Here is a 16,907-nt window from a genome sequence, read left to right on the forward strand (position 1 = left end):
GTTCGCCGGTGGGGCAGAACGCATGATCGGACGCGACGCGTGGATGTTCCTCGCCTTCTCGAAAGGCAAGTGGGCGAAAGCCCATCGCCAAAAAGAAAGCCGTGGACGAATCATCGTCGCCATCGACGCTTGTCGAACCGCGTGGCGGGCGCGACACTGATCGCGAAATCCAGGGTGGAGGGACGGATGACGATCGACCGGCGGACGATGCTGAAGACGGGCGCGGCGGGCATGGGGATCGCCGCCGCCGGCCCTGCGCTTGCCGCCGATCCGCACGCCGACATCCGCCGCGCGGTCGAGGCCGGCCACCCCGCCGCGGTCGAGCGGCTGCGCGAATGGATCGCCCTCCCCTCGATCGCCGCGGAGGATCGCGGCTATCCGCAAGGCCCCGACTACATGCGCCGCCTCGCGCTCGATGCGGGCTTCCAGTCCGCGGAGATCGTGCCTTCGAAGGGCAAGCCCGGCGTGTTCGCGACGCTGGATGCGGGCGCCAGGAAGACGCTCGGCATCTACTTCATGTACGACGTCAAACAGTATGATCCCAAGGAATGGTCGAGCCCGCCGCTCGAGGGGCGGATCGTCGACAAGCCGGGCCTGGGCAAGGTCATGGTCGGCCGCGGCGCGGTCAATCAGAAGGGGCCGGAGACGGTGTTCCTCGCCGCGCTCCACGCGTTCAAGGCGGCGGGCCGCAAGCTCCCCGTCAACCTCGTGCTCGTGGCCGAGGGCGAGGAGGAGATCGCCTCCCCCAATTTCCACGAGATCGTCCAGAGCCCGCGCGTCGCCGCGGCGCTTCGCAAGACGATCGGCGTCATCATCCCGACCGGCTGGCAGAACCCGGCGACCGGCGCGGTGACGCTGGCGCTGGGAGCCAAGGGCGCGATGGAGTTCGAGCTCACCGTCTCGGGCGAGAAATGGGGCCGCGGGCCCAAGGGCGACATCCATTCAAGCGAAAAGGCGCGCGTCGACAGTCCGCCCTGGCGGCTGGTCGCCGCCCTGTCGACGCTGGTCAGCCCCGACGGCAACACTGTCATGATCGACGGCATCCAGGAAAAGGTCGCCCCGCTCACCCCGCGCCAACGCGAGCTGATCGCGATGACCGCGCGCGCCACCGACGAGGCGGTGGTGAAGCAGCAGCTCGGCGTCACCCGCTGGATCGACGACATGGATTGGGACGCGTCGCTGATCCGACTGGCACAGGTGCCGACCGTCAACATCCAGGGGCTGGTCTCGGGCTATACCGGCCCCGGCGGCAAGACGGTGCTGCCCGGCCGCGCGACCGCGAAGATCGAGATGCGGCTGGTCCCCGACATGACGATCGAGGACACGCTGAAGAAACTGCGCGCGCACCTCGACAAGCGCGGGTTCCAGGATGTGGAGATCAACGTGTCGGGCGGCTACGGCCCCACCCAGACCGACGAGCAGAGCGCGCTGATCCGCGCCGAGCTTGCCACCTGCGAGCGGCTGGGCGTCCCCGCAACGCTCGCGCCGCGGCTGGCGGGAAGCTGGCCGGGCGTGATCTTCACCGGCCCGCCGCTCAATCTACCCGCCGGCCAGTTCGGCTTCGGCCACGGCAGCGGCGCGCACGCACCCGACGAATACTTCCTCATCGAGAGCAGCAACCCCAAGGTGATGGGAATGAAGGATGCCACGATGGGCTTCGTCGACTTCCTATACCAGGTCGCGGCGACGGCTTGAAAGATCCGCTCGTCCTGAGCCTGTCGAAGGACGTGCCGCGTACACGTGCTTCGACAAGCTCAGCATGATCGGAGTATCTAACGCCGTCATCCCGGCCTTGAGCCGGGATCCCGCTTCTTCTTTCTTCCGCCGCTGAAGAAGGTAGCGGGACCCCGGATCAAGTCCGGGGTGACGAAATGAGTCAGCGGGCTCCGGGAGCGACCAGCGCCGCGGGCGCAGCCGTCGGCAACGCCGCCGGCTTCGCCCCCGCCAGCACCTTGGCCGACGGCACCACGCTCATCGTCCAGTCGCGCTCGGGCCGCAGATACTTCGCCGCCAGTGCCTGGAGCTCGGCGGGTGCCATCCGGCCGATGTCCTGCGGCAGCGTCGCGATCGACGCCAGCCGCGCGGGATCGCGCGTGCCGCCGCCGGTCTGCATCAGCCAGAAGGTGTTGCCGCTCGACATCCGGATCCAGCTTTGCGCGACGGGAAGCTGCGCGCGCCGCAGTTCGTCCTCGCTGACGGGCGTGGTGATGAGGTCGGCGGCGATCTCCCGCGCCAGCTTGAAGAAGAAGTCGACCCGGTCGGGCGGCACCTGCCCGATCGCGACCAGCCGCCCGCCGCCCGGCATGCCCACCGGCCAGTCATTGACGATGTTGGGGGTATAGCTCACCCCCGCCTGGCTGCGCAGGCGATCGAACAGCCGGTCGCGGAACACCGCCGCCAGCACCTCCAGCCGCCTTCCCTCGCTGATCGCGTCGCTGCCGCCGCCGGTCGGCCAGGCGATCACCGCCGCGGCCTGGTTCGGCTGCCCTTCGTGCGTGCGCGTCACCGGCGTCGCATTGTGCGCGGGGAAGCCGGGTGTCGGGCCGCTGAACGGCGCCGGCTGGCGAGCCTTCAGCGCGCCGAGCGTCGCGCCCACCGCCTCGACCACGGCCTCGCCCTTGACGTCGCCGTAAACCTGCACCTCGATCGGCCCGGTCTTTAGGATCGGTTCCCAGAACGCGCGGAACGCCTTGGCGTCCAGCTTCTCGACCGCCTCGCGCGGGGGCACGCCCCAGCGCGCGTCGCCGGCATGGAGCAGCTTTTCGAGGTCGCGGCCGAGCACGCCGTCGGGCGAGCTTTCGAACCCGGCATAGCCCGCCAGCATCACGGCCCGCGCCCGCGCGACGGGATTGGGGTCCCAACCCGGCGTGTTGAGCTTGGCCGCGATCAGCTTGAGCTGGTCGGCAAGGTCGGCGGGCGTCGTCAGCGCGCCGAACACGAAGGCGTCGTCGTCGACCGCGAAGTCGAGCCCGATCTGCCGTCCGCTGGTCAGCCGGTCTATTTCCTCCTGCCCGAACTTTCCGATCCCCGACGGGATCAGCGCCAGGTCGCCAGCCCAGACCGGCGTGATCCGATCCGCCGGCAGCCCGCGCAGCCCGCTGCCGAAGCGCACGCGGACATAGACCTTGTTGGTCTCGGACTCATTCGGGAAGACCAGCAGGTTCACGTTGTTGGCGTACCGGACATGCTCGATCGCGGGCTCGGCGACGCCGACCTTGCGCTCGGCGACCTTACCCGCGCTGCCGATCCTGGGCAGCTGGTCGAAGCCGATGGATCCGCCACGCGCGCGGGCATAAGCGAGCTTGGACACGTCCTCGTCCAGCACCGCGGCAAGCTTCGCCTGGATCGTCGCGTCGGGCGCGCGCGTGTTGACGATCGCGCGGCGGTCGCCCTCGAACACCTTCTTGGTGGCGGCGAGCACGCGGTCGGGCGTGAAGAACTTCTTCGCCACCGCCCCGCGGAAGATGCCGAGCGATCCTTCGGACGAGGCCGCGGTCTCGCGGATGTCGACCGCCTGGACGATCTCGTCGGCCTGGATCGCGCCCGCCTCGACGCGGCTGGTATCGACGGCGTTCTTCATCGCCGCGTCGATCTCGGCGACTTCGCGGTCGATCTCGCCTTGCGTGGGCGCGTTGACCATCGCGTCGGCGATCACGCGGCGCACGTCGCGGACGGCGGTTTCCCAATCCTCGCCCACGGGCACGATGCTGACCGCGGTCAGGTTGGCGGAGCGTGCGACGTCCTGAAGATCGGCATTGGCGGTGATGAAGCTCCCGCCACCCCGCGCTCGCGATTCGAGCCGGCGGTTGAGGATGCGCACCGCGATCTGGTCGATCATCCGCTCCTGGTTGAACAGCACCGTGTCGGCGGTGATGTTCCAGGGGCGCAGGATCGCCATGGTGACGACCGGCGGGATCGAGGGTTCGGTCGACACCGCGCTCGCCGGCGCGCCGTCCTTGGGCTTGCCGAAATCGGGTGCCGGCGTCGCAGGACCCTTCGCGGTCCAGCCGGTGAAGTGCTTCTGGACGAGCTGCGTCAGCTGCGCCGGATCGACGTCGCCCGCGATGACGATCGTCGTGCGGTCGGGCCGGTACCAGCGATCGTGGAACGCCTGCACGCTCGCCGCGGTCGCGCCGTTCAGCGTCTCGACCGTGCCGATCGGCGACCGGCCGGCCAGCGGCTGGCCGGCAAAGAACAGGCTGCGCGTGGCGTCGGAGAAGCGCATCGACGGATTGAGCCGCTCGCGCTGCTCGGCAAGCACCACCGGCCGCTCGGCATCGAGCGCCGCCTGCGTCAGCGCCGGCGCCGCCATCATCCCCGACAGCACCTTCATGCTCTCATCCAGCCCCTGCGGCGTCGCCGAGGGCAGATCGAGCTTGTACACCGTCTGCGTAAAGGTCGTGCTGGCGTTGCTGTCGGATCCGAAGGTGACGCCCAGCCGCTGCCACAGCCGCTTGGATTCGCCATCAGGGACGTATTGTGACCCGCGAAAGCTCAGATGCTCGATCAGGTGCGCAAAGCCGCGCTCGCTGTCCTGCTCCATCAGCGAGCCTGCGTCGATGCGCACGCGAATCGCCACCTGGCCCGGCGGCACGCCGTTGCGGCGCACGGCATAGCGCAGGCCGTTGGGCAGCGTGCCGAACGTCCACGCCGGATCGGGCGTGATGTCGCTGCCCTTGTACAGCCAGGGCTCGTCCGCGGTCTGTACCGGCCCCGGCTGCATCAGCGGGATGACGGTCGGCGCGACCGATCGCGGCGCGGGCGCGGCTTGGGATGGCGCGGCCTGCTGCGGCACCGGTTGCGGCGCGGCGGTCTGCTGGGCGGCGATGGGGAAAGCGGCGGCGAGCAGCAGCACGCCGAGGGCGGTACGCGAACGGATCGGGGAGATCATCGCCCAAGGCTAGCGGCGTTTGCCGCGAGGTGCCAGCCCAAGCGAAACGCGAGCCACCTTCCGGCCAGACGGCACATGCCGGTGCCGCAATCGCCTTCGCGCTGCCATGTTTCCGACGCGATGCGCGCCTAGCCCAGCGTCGTCCGCCGCGTTTCGCGGACCAGAGCAGTCCGGTCTTCTTGCGTATCCAGGCCCTTCCCCTTCCCGCCCGCCCGATCGCGCGTCTTCCCGCGCCGAGCGCCTCGGCCGCACCGCGCCGCCCGCTCATCATCCGCGTCGGCAAGGCATTGCGCGGGCTGTTTGACCGGCTGATCGCCGCTTCGTCGCTCGTGCCCAACGATCCCGTGCTCGACATGCGCGACTTCGCCTGGACCGAGGGCCTGCGCGCCGAGTGGCAGGCGATCCGCGATGAAGCGCGCGCGGTGGCAATGGATCAGGGTGCCGCGCCCAGCCTGTCCGACATCTCGCCCGACCATCGCACGATCGCCGCGCCAGAGATGTGGCAATCCTTCTTCCTTCACGGCTATGGCTACCCCATTCCGGAGAACCTGGCGCGCTGCCCGCGGACCGCGGCGCTCGTCGCGCGCGTTCCCGGGCTCAACAGCGCCTTTTTCTCGATCCTCGCGCCTGGCACGCACATCCCGGCGCATCGCGGCGTCACCAAGGGACTCGTCACCTGTCACCTCGGCCTGATCGTGCCGCAGGACGGCGACGTCCGCATGCGCGTCGGCGACCGCTTCGTGCGCTGGGCAGAGGGCGAGACGCTCGTCTTCGACGACACCTATGACCATGAGGTCTGGAACGACAGCGCCGGCACCCGGGTCGTCCTCCTGATCCAGTTCGAGCGGCCGCTCGCCCAGCCGGGCAGGTGGATCGCCGACCTGTTCCTCGGCTTCGTGCGCCGCTCGCCCTTCGTCCAGGAAGCGCGCGCCAACATCCATGCCTGGAACCGGGCGATGTCCTCGCTCGACCGGTGACCTTGGCTGATCCCTTGATCGCGGGGCCCGGCGCGGCCACATGGCGGCCATGCTGATCGAGACCGAAGCGACACCCAACCCCGCGACCCTCAAGTTCCTGCCCGGCCGGAACGTGATGGCGAGCGGCACCCGCGACTTCGTCAGCCCTGAAGAGGCGGAGGCCTCGCCGCTCGCGCAGGCGCTGTTCGACCTGGGTGACGTGACCGGCGTGTTCTTCGGCCGCGACTTCGTCAGCGTGACCGCCGCGCCCGGCGTCGACTGGGCGATGCTGAAGCCCGACGTGCTCGGCATCCTGCTCGACCACTTCGCCGGCGACATGCCGCTGTTCCGCCCGGGCAGCGCCGGCGAGATCTCCGTCCCGCCGGAAAGCGCCGCCTTCGCCGAGGATCCGGAGGACGCCGACATCGTCGCGCAGATCCGCGAGCTCATCGACACGCGCGTCCGCCCCGCGGTCGCCAACGACGGCGGCGACATCGTCTATCGCGGGTTCGAGAAGGGCAAGGTCTATCTCCAGATGCAGGGCGCCTGTTCGGGCTGCCCGTCTTCGACCGCGACGCTCAAGCAGGGCATTGAGCAGCTCCTCCGCTACTATGTGCCCGAAGTGACCGAGGTCCGCGCGGTCTGACGCGCCTTACATCAATTTAAGGGGAATGACGGATGGGCCAGCCGCTCGGCGCCGACGCGCTCGACACGATCTTTCGCGAGGCGCGCACCTATAACGGGTATGACGACACGCCCGTGACCGAGGCGGACGTTCGGGCGATCTACGATCTTATCAAGATGGGACCGACCTCCGCCAATCAGCAGCCCGCACGGTTCGTCTGGCTGCTCGATCAGGCCGGCCGCGACAAGCTTGCCGACTGCGCGCCCGGCAATGCCGACAAGATCCGCAAGGCGCCCGCCGCCGTCGTGATCGGCATGGATCTCGAATTCCACGAGCAGCTTCCCTGGCTGTTCCCGCACGCCGACGCGCGGAGCTGGTTTAACGGCAACGCGGCGCTGCGCGAGGAAAGCGCGATGCGCAACTCGACGCTTCAGGGCGCCTATTTCATCATCGCCGCCCGCGCGCTCGGCTGGGACACGGGGCCAATGTCGGGCTTCGACGCCGACAAGGTGAACGCCGCCTTCTTCGCCGACGAACCGCGCGTTCGCGTCAACTTCATCTCGACGCTCGGCAAGGGGGACCGCTCGACGATCTTCGACCGCAGCCCGCGGCCCGAGTTCGAGAAATTCAACCGGATCGCCTGACGGTTTGACCACGCTCGTCATCGAAACCGCCACCGCCGCCTGCTCGGTCGCGCTGATCGGCGACGACGGCGCGGTGCTGGCGGCGTGTCACGAGATCGTCGGGCGCGGCCATGCCGAGCGGTTGCTGCCGATGATCGCCGAGTTGCCCGGCGGCGGCCGCGCCGACGCGATCCTGGTCGATTGCGGACCGGGCAGCTTTACCGGCATCCGCGTCGGCATCGCCGCCGCGCGCGGCCTTGGCCTGGGCTGGGGCGTGCCGACGTCGGGGTTCAGTGCGCTGCCGCTCGTCGCTGCCCGCGCCTTTGCCGACCGACCCGACCGGTCCGCGCTTGCGGTCGTGATGGAAGGGGGGCACGGTGAAGTCTTCGTGCAGGCATTCGATCGCTCGTCCGGCCCGCGTGCCCCTTTCGCGTCGCTGACGCCCGCCGCGGCGCTCGCGCTACTCCCTGCCGACCTCGCGATCGTCGGCGACGGCATCCGCCACCTGACCGCCGAAAATCGTGACCTTGAGGCACGCCACCCCGCCGCCGCCGATGCATGGCTGCTCGCGCCCGCCGATCGCGCGCTCGCCGCGACGCCGATCTATGGCCGCGCGCCCGACGCCAAGCTGCCGGGAACGCCTTGAGCACCGACGTCGCCGGCACCGTCCTGCGCCCCGGCGGGCCACCGGAATTGCGCCTCGTCAGCGCGATGATGGCCGAGGGGTTCGACCCTCGTTATGGCGAGGCGTGGACGCCCAATCAGTGCCTGGGCATCCTCTCGCTCCCCGGCGTCTGGCTGACGCTCGCCGAGCTGGACGGGGAGCCGGCGGGTTTTGCCCTCGCGCGCGTGGCGGCGGACGAGGCCGAACTGCTGCTGCTCACCGTCCGCCCGTCGGCACAGCGGCGCGGCGTCGGCGGCGCGCTGCTGCGCAGCGTGATCCGCGACTGCCGCGATCGCGGCGCCGCTTCACTGCATCTGGAAGTCCGCGCGGGCAATGGCGCCATAAATCTTTATCGTCGCGAGGGATTTCGTAAGGTCGGCGTAAGGCGCGATTATTACCGCGGGTCCACGGGCAATGTATTCGACGCGCATAGCTTCAGTCTCGAACTGCACAACGGCTGAAAAGATTACCATTTCGCCTTGAAGTCGCCACCCTGTCGAACGATAGGGGCGGCCGGGCAATGCGCAGCAGACGCAACCCTAATCTGGGTCAAAGGATTCAAAATGGAAAATCAGAACGAGTTGCACGAAACGATGGTCACGCTGACCGCCGACATCGTTGCGGCGCATGTCAGCAACAACAGCGTGGCGGTTTCCGACCTGCCGCTGCTGATCCAGAACGTGCACGGCGCTCTGGCGGGTCTGGGCGGCGCGGTCGCCGAACCCGAAGTGAAGCAGGAGCCTGCGGTTTCGGTGCGCTCGTCGGTGAAGCCGGATTACATCGTCTGCCTCGAGGACGGCAAGAAGCTCAAGATGCTCAAGCGTCACCTGATGACGCACTATCAGATGACGCCCGAGCAGTACCGCGCCAAGTGGAACCTGCCGGCGGACTATCCGATGGTCGCCCCCAATTACGCCGAGCAGCGTCGCAGCCTGGCCAAGAAGATCGGCCTCGGCACCAAGCGCCGCAAGCGCTGATCGAATGCACGGCTCGGCGCACCGCGCCGGGCCGGCACTTGCGAGTCGTTCGCTCGCCCCGAACCCTTCCCACGGCGCTCCGCTAAGTCTACATCGGCGCCATGCCCCGTAAGATCGACCTCGAAGCCCTTTGCCATGAAAAGGGCCTGCGCATCACCGAACAGCGGCGTGTCATCGCCCGCGTCCTTTCCGAGGCAGAGGACCATCCCGATGTCGAGCGCGTCTATGCGCGCGCGTCCGCCATCGATCCGGGCATCTCGATCGCCACCGTCTATCGGACCGTGCGCCTGTTCGAAGAAGCCGGCATTCTCGACCGCCACGACTTCGGCGACGGTCGCGCCCGCTACGAGCCCGCGCCCGAGGCTCACCACGATCACCTGATCGATGTCGAGACCGGCAAGGTGATCGAGTTCGTCGATCCCGAACTCGAGCTTCTGCAAAAGCAGATCGCCGAACGGCTTGGCTTCCGTCTCGTCGACCATCGCATGGAGCTTTATGGAGTCGCACTCGACCGCAAGTCGTGAGGCGACGCGGCGGGCAGAGGCCGCTGCGGGGCTTAGCACCCGGCTGACCACGCCCGAGCAGATCCGGCTCTGGGCGCGCATTGCGCTGATGCTGCTACTCGTCGTCAGCCATGTGCCGATGCACTATCTTTGGCGCCTCTTCCGCCTGCCCTCGCCCTGGCCGCGCTGGTTCTTGGGCCGCGTCGCCTGGGTCGTGGGCGCCCGTGTCGAGAAGATCGGCACGCCGCTTCGCCGCGATGTCTTCTACGTCTCCAATCATTTGAGCTGGATCGACATCCTCGCGCTTGGCGGCGCGAGCGGTACCGCCTTCGTGGCGAAGGCTGAGCTCGCCAGCTCGCCGCTCGTCGGCTGGCTCGCGGGGCTCAACCGCACCGTCTATGTGAAGCGCGAGAACCGGCTGGGCGTCGCCGAACAGATCAACCAGCTTCGCGACGCGCTCGCCGACAATTGGGCGATCACCATCTTTCCGGAAGGGACGACCACCGACGGCAAGTCGCTGCTCCCGTTCAAGACGCCGATGCTGCGCGTCCTGGAACCGCCACCTCCGGGCGTGATGGTTCAGCCGGTGCTGCTCGACTATGGCGCCGTCGCCGAAGAGATCGGCTGGATCGGCGAGGAGGGCGGCGTCAACAACGCCAAGCGCGTCCTCGCGCGGCAGGGGAGCTTTCCCCTGCGCGTCCACTTCCTCGAGCCCTTCTTCCCCGCCGACCATCCGGGCCGCAAGGCGATCGCCGCCGAAAGCCGCCGCCGGATCGAGGCGGCGCTGGTCGCGGCGCTCGGCCATCCACTCCGGCCGTTCGGCCACGACGTCGCGCCGGTCGGCTATGCGAGGGATCGCGCCCCGCCGCTGGCGGAAACGGGCGATCTTCGCTAAGGGCGCGCGGATCATGAACGCGCCTTCCAAGCCCAAGACCTTCCACGTCAAATCGTTCGGCTGCCAGATGAACGTCTATGACGGCGAGCGGATGGGCGAGCTGATGGCGGCCGAGGGCATGACCGCGACGGCCGACGCCGACGCCGCCGATCTCGTCGTCCTCAACACCTGCCACATCCGCGAAAAGGCGACCGAGAAGGTCTATTCGGACATCGGCCGCATCCGCAAGCACGCCAGGGCCGATGGCCGCCGCCCGATGATCGCCGTCGCCGGCTGCGTCGCGCAGGCGGAGGGGGCGGAGATCGTCGCCCGCGCCAAGGTCGACGTGGTGGTGGGGCCGCAAGCCTATCACAACCTGCCCGCGCTGGTCGCGCGCGCCGCCGCGGGCGCGCCAGCGCTCGACACCGACATGCCGCTCGAGTCCAAGTTCGGCGCCCTTCCCCGCCGCCGCCGCATCGGCCCTTCCGCTTTCCTCACGGTGCAGGAAGGCTGCGACAAATTCTGCACCTATTGCGTCGTCCCCTATACCCGCGGCGCCGAAGTCAGCCGGCCGATGGCCGCGATCGTCGACGAGGCCAAGGCGCTGGTCGACGCGGGCGCGCGCGAGATCACGTTGCTCGGCCAGAACGTCAACGGCTGGCGCGACACGGACGAGAACGGGCTCGAGGCGCTGATCCATGCGCTCGACCGGATCGAGGGATTGGCGCGCATCCGCTATACCACCAGCCATCCCAACGACATGACCGACGGTCTGATCCGCGCGCATGCCAAGGTCGAGAAGCTGATGCCGTTCCTCCATCTGCCGGTGCAGGCGGGCAACGACCGCGTGCTCAAGGCGATGAACCGCAGCCACACGCGCGACACCTATCTGCGCCTTCTCGACCGCATCCGCGCGGTTCGCCCCGACATCGCGCTGTCGGGCGACTTCATCGTCGGCTTCCCCGGCGAAACCGATGCCGAGTTCGAGGATACGCTCAGCCTGGTGGGCGAGGTCGGCTATGCCCAGGCGTTCAGCTTCAAGTACAGCCCCCGCCCCGGCACCCCCGCCGCCGACATGGCCGGCGCGGTGCCGGCGTCGGTGATGGACGAGCGGCTCCAGCGCCTTCAGGCCGCGCTCAACCGCGACCAGGCCGGGTTCAACGCCGCGACGCTCGGCCGGACGTGCGAGGTGCTGATCGAGCGCCGCGGCAAGCTTCCCGGCCAGATGCTCGGCAAGTCGCCCTGGCTCCAATCGGTCCACCTGATGACCGATGCCCCCATTGGCACGATCGTCGAGGTCGAGATCGTTCGCGCCGACCCGAATTCGCTGGCAGGCGTCGAGCGGGTGCGCGCCGCCGCGTGACTTTATGGCCACGCCGCGCGCCCGCGCGCGCACGTGCGTCATTTTCGCGTTGTACGGCGTTCCTGCCGTCTGACAGACTGCGCTTTGCAAGCGTGAAAGGATCGCATGAGCCGCAAGCCCGTCCCCGCCCGCGCGGGGGAGAAGTCGCGTATCGAACTGAGCTTCGACCGGCCCGAAATGCTGCCCCAGCTCTTCGGCGAATATGACACCAACCTGGTCGCGCTCGAAAACCGCCTCGGCGTCTATATCACCGCGCGCGGCGACAAGGTGGGGATCGAGGGGACGGCGGAGGCGGTGGCGCTCGCGCGCGACGTGCTCCACGGCCTCCATTCGCGGCTGATCCAGGGGCAGGAGATCGATCCGGGCCTCGTCGATGCGACGATCGCGATGGCATCCGAGCCGACCCTCGACGGCATCATCCGCCGCGATCCCGCCGCGCCGCCACCGATCATGATCCGGACGCGCAAGAAGACGATCGTCCCGCGGTCTGCCGCGCAGGCGCATTACATGCAGGAGCTGGTCGGCAACGACATCATCTTCGCGCTCGGGCCGGCGGGCACGGGCAAGACCTATATCGCCGTCGCCCAGGCGGTCGCCCAGCTCATCACCGGCAGCGTTCAGCGCCTGATCCTCTCGCGCCCCGCGGTCGAGGCGGGCGAGAAGCTCGGCTTCCTGCCCGGCGACATGAAGGAGAAGGTCGACCCCTATCTCCGCCCCCTCTACGACGCGCTCTACGACTGCCTCCCCGCCGAACAGGTCGAGCGTCGCATCGCAAGCGGCGAGATCGAGATCGCGCCGATCGCCTTCATGCGCGGCCGCACGCTCGCCGATGCCTTCGTCATCCTCGACGAGGCGCAGAATACGACGCCGATGCAGATGAAGATGTTCCTCACCCGCTTCGGCCAGAACAGCCGGATGGTGGTGTGCGGCGACCCCAACCAGGTCGATCTGCCCGGCGGCGTCGTCGCCTCCGGCCTCAACGACGCGGTCGCCCGGCTTGGCGACATCCAGGGCCTGTCCATCGTCCGCTTCACCGCCGCCGACGTCGTTCGCCACCCAATCGTCGGGCGCATCGTCCAGGCCTACGAAGGCGGCGATTGAACGAAGGGATATCCTTCACTAATTAGGGGATATCCCGGAGACAGGATCATGGCATCGCTCTACATCAAGGACCCAGAAACTGCGGCGCTGGCAACACGTCTCGCCAAGCGGCTCGGGACGACGAAAACCGAGGCGGTGCGGGATGCCCTGCGGAAGGCGGAGCAGGCTTTGCCGAAAGAGGAAGGCGCTCGTTCGACGCTGGATTGGCTCAACGAGTATCGTCAGCGCAATCCATTGCCCCCGCCGACCGGCCGAAAAGCCGACAAGGCGTTTTTCGATTGGCTTTCGGGCGAGGGGCCGGACCCGGACGCATGACATGGTTCGTCGACGCCTCTGCGATCGTGGGCATCTTGGCGCTGGAGAGCGACCATAAGGTGCTTGCGGAACGGCTCGACACCGACCGCGAGAGGATCGTGTCCGCCGTCGCTTTGTGGGAAGCGTCGGTAGCGCTGCGTCGCATCTTCGCGATCAATCTGGATCGTGCGCGCGAGCAGATCGATGCGTTCGTGATTTCTTGCAATCTTCGCATGGTTCCCATTGCCGAGCGCGAACTGAGCCTCGCACTCGACGCCTATGCGCAGTATGGCCGGGGCACGCCGGCAGGACTCAACATGGGCGATTGCTTCGCCTATGGCTGTGCAAAGGCTCATGGCGCCCGGCTTCTCTACAAGGGCGACGATTTCGCGAGGACCGATCTTTCATGATCGACATGGCCGTCCAGGCCGAAGCCGACTGGCCCGCTGACGTCGATTGGGAGGCGCTCGCCAACCGCGCCGCGCGCGCCGCGATCGAGCGGACGCCGCAGGCCTTCTGGCTCGATGCCCCGGTGACGATCGAGGTTGCCGTCCGGCTGACCGACGACGCCGAGGTTCACACGCTCAATCGCCAGTATCGCGGCAAGGACAAGCCGACCAACGTCCTGTCCTTTCCGATGGTCCAGCCCGACCTGCTCGACACCGTGACGCAGAACAGCGACGATGGCGAGGTGCTGCTCGGTGACATCGTCCTCGCCCACGGCGTCTGCGCGCGAGAGGCGGCGGAGCGCGGCATCGGCGTCGCGGAACATGCCACGCACCTGATTGTTCACGGCTGCCTGCATTTGCTAGGCTATGACCATCAGGGGGATGCCGAAGCCGAGGCGATGGAATCGATCGAGCGCGCCGCGATGGCGCAACTCGGCCTGCACGACCCCTATCTGATCGACGAGGACTGACGAACCCCAATGCCCGAGGGCCAAAGTACGAGCGCCGCGCCCGGCGACAGTAGCAACGCCGGCGACGGCGGCATCTGGCGCGGTCTCCGCGCCTTTTTCCTGGGTGACGACGGTCACGAGACGCTGAGGACGCGGATCGAGGACGTCATCGCCGAGCATGAGGAAGAGGCGGAACAGCCGATCGCGGGCGACCTTGCCCCCGTCGAGCGACAGATGATCCGCAACCTCCTTCACTTCGGCGAGCGCGACGCGGGCGACGTCGGCGTGCCGCGCGCGGACATCACCGCGGTCGAGGCACGCACCGCCTTCGCCGACCTCGTCCAGTGCTTCGCCACCGAAGGGCACAGCCGCCTCCTGGTCTATCGCGAAAATCTCGACGACGTGATCGGCATGGTCCACATCAAGGACGTGTTCGCCATCCTCGCCTCTGGCGAGACACCGCCCGCGACGCTGGAGGGGCTGATCCGTCAGCCGCTCTACGTCCCCCAATCGATGGGTGCGATCGATCTCCTGCTCCAGATGCAGACCAGCCGCACGCACCTGGCGGTCGTGCTGGACGAATATTCGGGGACCGAGGGCCTCATCACGATCGAGGACCTCGTCGAGGAAATCGTCGGCGCGATTGAGGACGAGCATGACGATGCGCCCCACGAGTTGATCGTTCCGATCGACGGCGGCGCATGGGAAGCGGATGCGCGCGCGGAGCTGGAGCAGGTCGCGCGCCTCGTCGATCCGCGACTGGCGGAGGTTGAGGAGGACATCGAGACGCTCGGCGGCCTTGCCTTCGTGCTGGCGGGCCATGTGCCGCAGGCCGGCGCGTGCCTGACGCATCCGAGCGGATGGCAGCTCGAGATACTCGAAGCGGACTCGCGCCGCGTCGCGAAGCTCCGCCTCCATCCGCCGCGGGAGGCGGTGCCGGAGGAGTAAGGTCCTCCGGTTACCCCGCCTTCAGCTTCGCCGAATCGATGTGCCAGCGCTTCTGCTCGGCGCTCGCGCCATCGACGTTGTTGACGCGCCGGATCACATAGCTGCCGGTGAAGCGCTGGCGTTTGCCGTCGGCCAGCACCGCGTCGACGGTCACCGGCACCGTTGCATAGAGCGATCCCGCACCGCCCTCGACGTCCTGCGGCTCGGTCGCGCGCACGGTGACACTGCGCGTGCCGGCAAAGCCCGCGGCGAAGTCGGCATAGGACTTCCCGCTCGCCTCGCCCCGCCCGCCCCATTGCGCATAGGCGACCGGATAGTCGCGCGAGTTGATCGCGTCGTAATAGAGCCGCACGACGTCGGCGGCGAGTTCGCCCTGGCTGGGATTGCCGCATTCGGCGGGCGGATCGTCGGCGAACAGCGCGCACGACCGGGCGACCTCGTCGCGCATCATCGCGCAGCTGTTGGCGACGTTGCAGGGCGGGCGCGTGGCCGGCGACACCATCCGGCACTGGTCGGCGAGCGCCTTGGCTCGAGCCTCGCCGATCTCGGCGGTACAGCTCCTCGCGCCGTCGGGGATCGGCGACGCAGCGGCTGCGGTCGGCGCGGCATCAGGCGCCGCAGCGACGTCGCCGCCGACGCTGGTCGCGACGTTCGAAGGCGCGGTCACGCCGGCGGTGGTCGAGGCGTCGCCGGCGGGCTGCTCGGGCGCACCGCTGCAGGCCGACAGCATCAGCGCGATCAGCGCAGTCGCGGGATAAAGCATCTTCATTCCCGCTCAAGCCGCGGCAGGCAAAGCGGTTCCCATCCGACCACGCACGCACGCCCGGCCTTTGCGCGCGTGCGACGAGCCGCTATCTGGACCGAATGCGCAAACACATCCTGATCGTGCTCGGCCTCTTCATCGCCCTGGGCGCCGGCGTCTTCTGGTGGCTGACCCGTCCGGACGAGGCACGACTGCCGATCGAGCAGGTGATGGGCAAGACCCCGCGCATCACCGCGCCGCGCAAGCAGTTCCTCCCGACCGTCGGCATCGCCGAGCCGGTGGGCTGGGCGGAGGGCGCGAAGCCGGTACCCGGCGCGGGTCTTGCCGTGGATGCGTTCGCGACGGGCCTCGACCATCCGCGCTGGATGTACCTGCTCCCCAATGGTGACGTGCTGGTGGCCGAGACCGCCGGCCCGAAGCGTGAGGGCGGCGGTATCGTCAAGACGGTGCAGGGCTGGCTGATGGGCCGTGCCGGCGCCACGGTTCCCTCCGCCAACCGCATCACGCTGCTGCGCGATGCCGATGGCGACGGGCGCGCGGAAACGCGGACGGTGCTGGTCGGCGGGCTCAACTCGCCGTTCGGCATGGCGCTGGTCGGCGAGTGGCTCTACGTCGCCAACACCGATTCGCTGGTGCGCTTTCCCTTCCGCCCCGGCCAGACGCGGATCGACGCCAAGCCCGAGAAGATCGTCGACCTGCCGCCCGGCAGTCACTGGACGCGCAACATCATTCCCAATCCGAACGGGTCGAGCCTGTTCGTGGCGGTCGGATCGGACTCGAACATCGCCGACAACGGGATCGAGCGCGAGAAGAACCGCGCCAACATCCTCGAGGTCTTCCCCGAGCAGAAGCGCTTCCGCATCTATGCAGCGGGCCTGCGCAATCCCGTCGGCATGGCGATCAACCCCGTCGACAAGACGCTGTGGACCGTCGTCAACGAGCGCGACATGATCGGCTCCGACGTGCCGCCCGATTACCTGACGCGCGTCGAGTTCGGCGGCTTCTATGGCTGGCCGTGGAATTACTGGGGCGGCTACACCGACGAGCGCGTGCAGCCGCAGCGGCTGGACCTGCGCGAATATACTCGCCGCCCCGACTATGCGCTGGGGCCGCACACCGCCTCGCTCGGCCTTGCGTTCAGCGACGGCGTGCGGCTCGGCGGGCGCTATGCCTCGGGCGCGTTCATCGGCCAGCACGGGTCGTGGAACCGCGAGCCGCCCGCCGGCTACAAGGTGCTGTTCGTGCCGTTCGCCGGCAACGGGTTCCCCACCGGCGCGCTCCCCATCGAGGTGCTCGGCGGCTTCCTCGACGGCGAAGGCCGCGCACAGGGCCGGCCGGTCGGCGTGATCGGCGACCGCACGGGCGCGCTGCTGGTGGCGGACGATGTCGGCAACGTGATCTGGCGCGTGCGCCCGGCGAGCTAAGCA

Annotated in this window: 19 protein-coding genes; 17 read left to right on the forward strand and 2 right to left on the reverse strand. The window is 68.5% G+C overall.

Annotated elements, in window-relative coordinates:
• The first annotated feature begins 22 nt into the window (after positions 1-22).
• Both RS883_RS16610 and RS883_RS16615 read left to right on the forward strand, forming a co-directional pair.
• Positions 23-160: a hypothetical protein gene (locus RS883_RS16610; protein WP_315761290.1), complete on the forward strand. Its 138-nt coding sequence runs from the start codon at positions 23-25 to the stop codon at positions 158-160.
• 26 nt (positions 161-186) lie between these two features.
• Positions 187-1,695 carry a M20/M25/M40 family metallo-hydrolase gene (locus RS883_RS16615; protein WP_315761291.1) on the forward strand — a complete coding sequence of 503 codons (1,509 nt, stop codon included), beginning with the start codon at positions 187-189 and terminating at the stop codon, positions 1,693-1,695.
• Between the two features lie 181 nt (positions 1,696-1,876).
• On the opposite strand, the gene RS883_RS16620 is transcribed toward RS883_RS16615, so the two are convergent.
• A complete protein-coding gene (locus RS883_RS16620; protein WP_315761292.1) occupies positions 1,877-4,891 on the reverse strand; it encodes a M16 family metallopeptidase in 3,015 nt (1,004 codons plus the stop codon).
• A 179-nt stretch (positions 4,892-5,070) separates the two neighbouring features.
• Here RS883_RS16620 and RS883_RS16625 point away from each other — a divergent pair, with 179 nt between their 5' ends.
• From RS883_RS16625 to RS883_RS16690, 14 genes are all read left to right on the forward strand, one after another.
• Positions 5,071-5,868 carry an aspartyl/asparaginyl beta-hydroxylase domain-containing protein gene (locus tag RS883_RS16625; RefSeq protein ID WP_315761293.1) on the forward strand — a complete coding sequence of 266 codons (798 nt, stop codon included), beginning with the start codon at positions 5,071-5,073 and terminating at the stop codon, positions 5,866-5,868.
• A 49-nt stretch (positions 5,869-5,917) separates the two neighbouring features.
• Positions 5,918-6,493 (forward strand): NifU family protein, encoded by a 576-nt coding sequence (locus RS883_RS16630; protein WP_315761294.1) that lies wholly within the window; start codon positions 5,918-5,920, stop codon positions 6,491-6,493.
• A gap of 32 nt (positions 6,494-6,525) precedes the next feature.
• On the forward strand, positions 6,526-7,116 hold the full coding sequence (locus RS883_RS16635) for a malonic semialdehyde reductase (protein ID WP_315761295.1): 591 nt from the start codon (positions 6,526-6,528) through the stop codon (positions 7,114-7,116).
• 4 nt (positions 7,117-7,120) lie between these two features.
• Entirely contained in the window at positions 7,121-7,741 is a 621-nt protein-coding gene (tsaB, locus tag RS883_RS16640) for a tRNA (adenosine(37)-N6)-threonylcarbamoyltransferase complex dimerization subunit type 1 TsaB (RefSeq protein WP_315761296.1), read from the forward strand.
• Positions 7,738-8,220 (forward strand): GNAT family N-acetyltransferase, encoded by a 483-nt coding sequence (locus RS883_RS16645; protein ID WP_315761297.1) that lies wholly within the window; start codon positions 7,738-7,740, stop codon positions 8,218-8,220. The genes tsaB and RS883_RS16645 overlap by 4 nt, the downstream gene beginning before the upstream one ends.
• A gap of 102 nt (positions 8,221-8,322) precedes the next feature.
• Positions 8,323-8,736 carry a MucR family transcriptional regulator gene (locus RS883_RS16650; protein WP_315761298.1) on the forward strand — a complete coding sequence of 138 codons (414 nt, stop codon included), beginning with the start codon at positions 8,323-8,325 and terminating at the stop codon, positions 8,734-8,736.
• Between the two features lie 101 nt (positions 8,737-8,837).
• Entirely contained in the window at positions 8,838-9,260 is a 423-nt protein-coding gene (locus RS883_RS16655; protein WP_315761300.1) for a Fur family transcriptional regulator, read from the forward strand.
• The gene (locus tag RS883_RS16660; RefSeq protein WP_315761301.1) at positions 9,232-10,134 is read left to right on the forward strand and encodes a lysophospholipid acyltransferase family protein; all 903 of its coding nucleotides are present in this window, start codon (positions 9,232-9,234) and stop codon (positions 10,132-10,134) included. Before RS883_RS16655 ends, RS883_RS16660 begins: the two co-directional genes overlap by 29 nt.
• 13 nt (positions 10,135-10,147) lie before the next feature.
• Entirely contained in the window at positions 10,148-11,476 is a 1,329-nt protein-coding gene (miaB, locus tag RS883_RS16665) for a tRNA (N6-isopentenyl adenosine(37)-C2)-methylthiotransferase MiaB (protein WP_315761302.1), read from the forward strand.
• 105 nt (positions 11,477-11,581) lie between these two features.
• Positions 11,582-12,577, forward strand: a complete 996-nt coding sequence (locus RS883_RS16670; RefSeq protein ID WP_315761303.1) for a PhoH family protein — start codon at positions 11,582-11,584, stop codon at positions 12,575-12,577.
• A gap of 48 nt (positions 12,578-12,625) precedes the next feature.
• Positions 12,626-12,892 carry a type II toxin-antitoxin system VapB family antitoxin gene (locus RS883_RS16675; protein WP_315761304.1) on the forward strand — a complete coding sequence of 89 codons (267 nt, stop codon included), beginning with the start codon at positions 12,626-12,628 and terminating at the stop codon, positions 12,890-12,892.
• 26 nt (positions 12,893-12,918) lie between these two features.
• Positions 12,919-13,281 (forward strand): type II toxin-antitoxin system VapC family toxin, encoded by a 363-nt coding sequence (locus RS883_RS16680; RefSeq protein ID WP_315765188.1) that lies wholly within the window; start codon positions 12,919-12,921, stop codon positions 13,279-13,281.
• Complete coding sequence (gene ybeY, locus RS883_RS16685) at positions 13,278-13,790, forward strand: rRNA maturation RNase YbeY (protein WP_315761305.1); 513 nt, start codon at positions 13,278-13,280, stop codon at positions 13,788-13,790. Before RS883_RS16680 ends, ybeY begins: the two co-directional genes overlap by 4 nt.
• A gap of 9 nt (positions 13,791-13,799) precedes the next feature.
• A complete protein-coding gene (locus tag RS883_RS16690) occupies positions 13,800-14,717 on the forward strand; it encodes a hemolysin family protein (protein ID WP_315761306.1) in 918 nt (305 codons plus the stop codon).
• Between the two features lie 10 nt (positions 14,718-14,727).
• Here the strand turns inward: RS883_RS16690 and RS883_RS16695 are convergent, their stop codons facing one another.
• A complete protein-coding gene (locus RS883_RS16695) occupies positions 14,728-15,486 on the reverse strand; it encodes a hypothetical protein (RefSeq protein WP_315761307.1) in 759 nt (252 codons plus the stop codon).
• Positions 15,487-15,581: 95 nt separating this feature from the next.
• On the opposite strand from RS883_RS16695, the gene RS883_RS16700 reads away from it, so the two are divergent.
• Positions 15,582-16,904, forward strand: coding sequence for a sorbosone dehydrogenase family protein (locus tag RS883_RS16700; RefSeq protein WP_315761308.1), 1,323 nt, complete (start codon positions 15,582-15,584; stop codon positions 16,902-16,904).
• Positions 16,905-16,907 lie beyond the last annotated feature (3 nt).

Source organism: Sphingomonas sp. Y38-1Y, assembly GCF_032391395.1.
Classification (GTDB): domain Bacteria; phylum Pseudomonadota; class Alphaproteobacteria; order Sphingomonadales; family Sphingomonadaceae; genus Sphingomonas.

Coding starts and splice junctions, on each gene's coding strand:
- RS883_RS16610 (WP_315761290.1), top strand. CDS start 23: ATGATCGGACGCGACGCGTGGATGTTCCTCGCCTTCTCGAAAGGCAAG.
- RS883_RS16615 (WP_315761291.1), top strand. CDS start 187: ATGACGATCGACCGGCGGACGATGCTGAAGACGGGCGCGGCGGGCATG.
- RS883_RS16620 (WP_315761292.1), bottom strand. CDS start 4,891: ATGATCTCCCCGATCCGTTCGCGTACCGCCCTCGGCGTGCTGCTGCTC.
- RS883_RS16630 (WP_315761294.1), top strand. CDS start 5,918: ATGCTGATCGAGACCGAAGCGACACCCAACCCCGCGACCCTCAAGTTC.
- RS883_RS16635 (WP_315761295.1), top strand. CDS start 6,526: ATGGGCCAGCCGCTCGGCGCCGACGCGCTCGACACGATCTTTCGCGAG.
- RS883_RS16650 (WP_315761298.1), top strand. CDS start 8,323: ATGGAAAATCAGAACGAGTTGCACGAAACGATGGTCACGCTGACCGCC.
- RS883_RS16655 (WP_315761300.1), top strand. CDS start 8,838: ATGCCCCGTAAGATCGACCTCGAAGCCCTTTGCCATGAAAAGGGCCTG.
- RS883_RS16660 (WP_315761301.1), top strand. CDS start 9,232: ATGGAGTCGCACTCGACCGCAAGTCGTGAGGCGACGCGGCGGGCAGAG.
- miaB (WP_315761302.1), top strand. CDS start 10,148: ATGAACGCGCCTTCCAAGCCCAAGACCTTCCACGTCAAATCGTTCGGC.
- RS883_RS16670 (WP_315761303.1), top strand. CDS start 11,582: ATGAGCCGCAAGCCCGTCCCCGCCCGCGCGGGGGAGAAGTCGCGTATC.
- RS883_RS16675 (WP_315761304.1), top strand. CDS start 12,626: ATGGCATCGCTCTACATCAAGGACCCAGAAACTGCGGCGCTGGCAACA.
- ybeY (WP_315761305.1), top strand. CDS start 13,278: ATGATCGACATGGCCGTCCAGGCCGAAGCCGACTGGCCCGCTGACGTC.
- RS883_RS16690 (WP_315761306.1), top strand. CDS start 13,800: ATGCCCGAGGGCCAAAGTACGAGCGCCGCGCCCGGCGACAGTAGCAAC.
- RS883_RS16695 (WP_315761307.1), bottom strand. CDS start 15,486: ATGAAGATGCTTTATCCCGCGACTGCGCTGATCGCGCTGATGCTGTCG.
- RS883_RS16700 (WP_315761308.1), top strand. CDS start 15,582: ATGCGCAAACACATCCTGATCGTGCTCGGCCTCTTCATCGCCCTGGGC.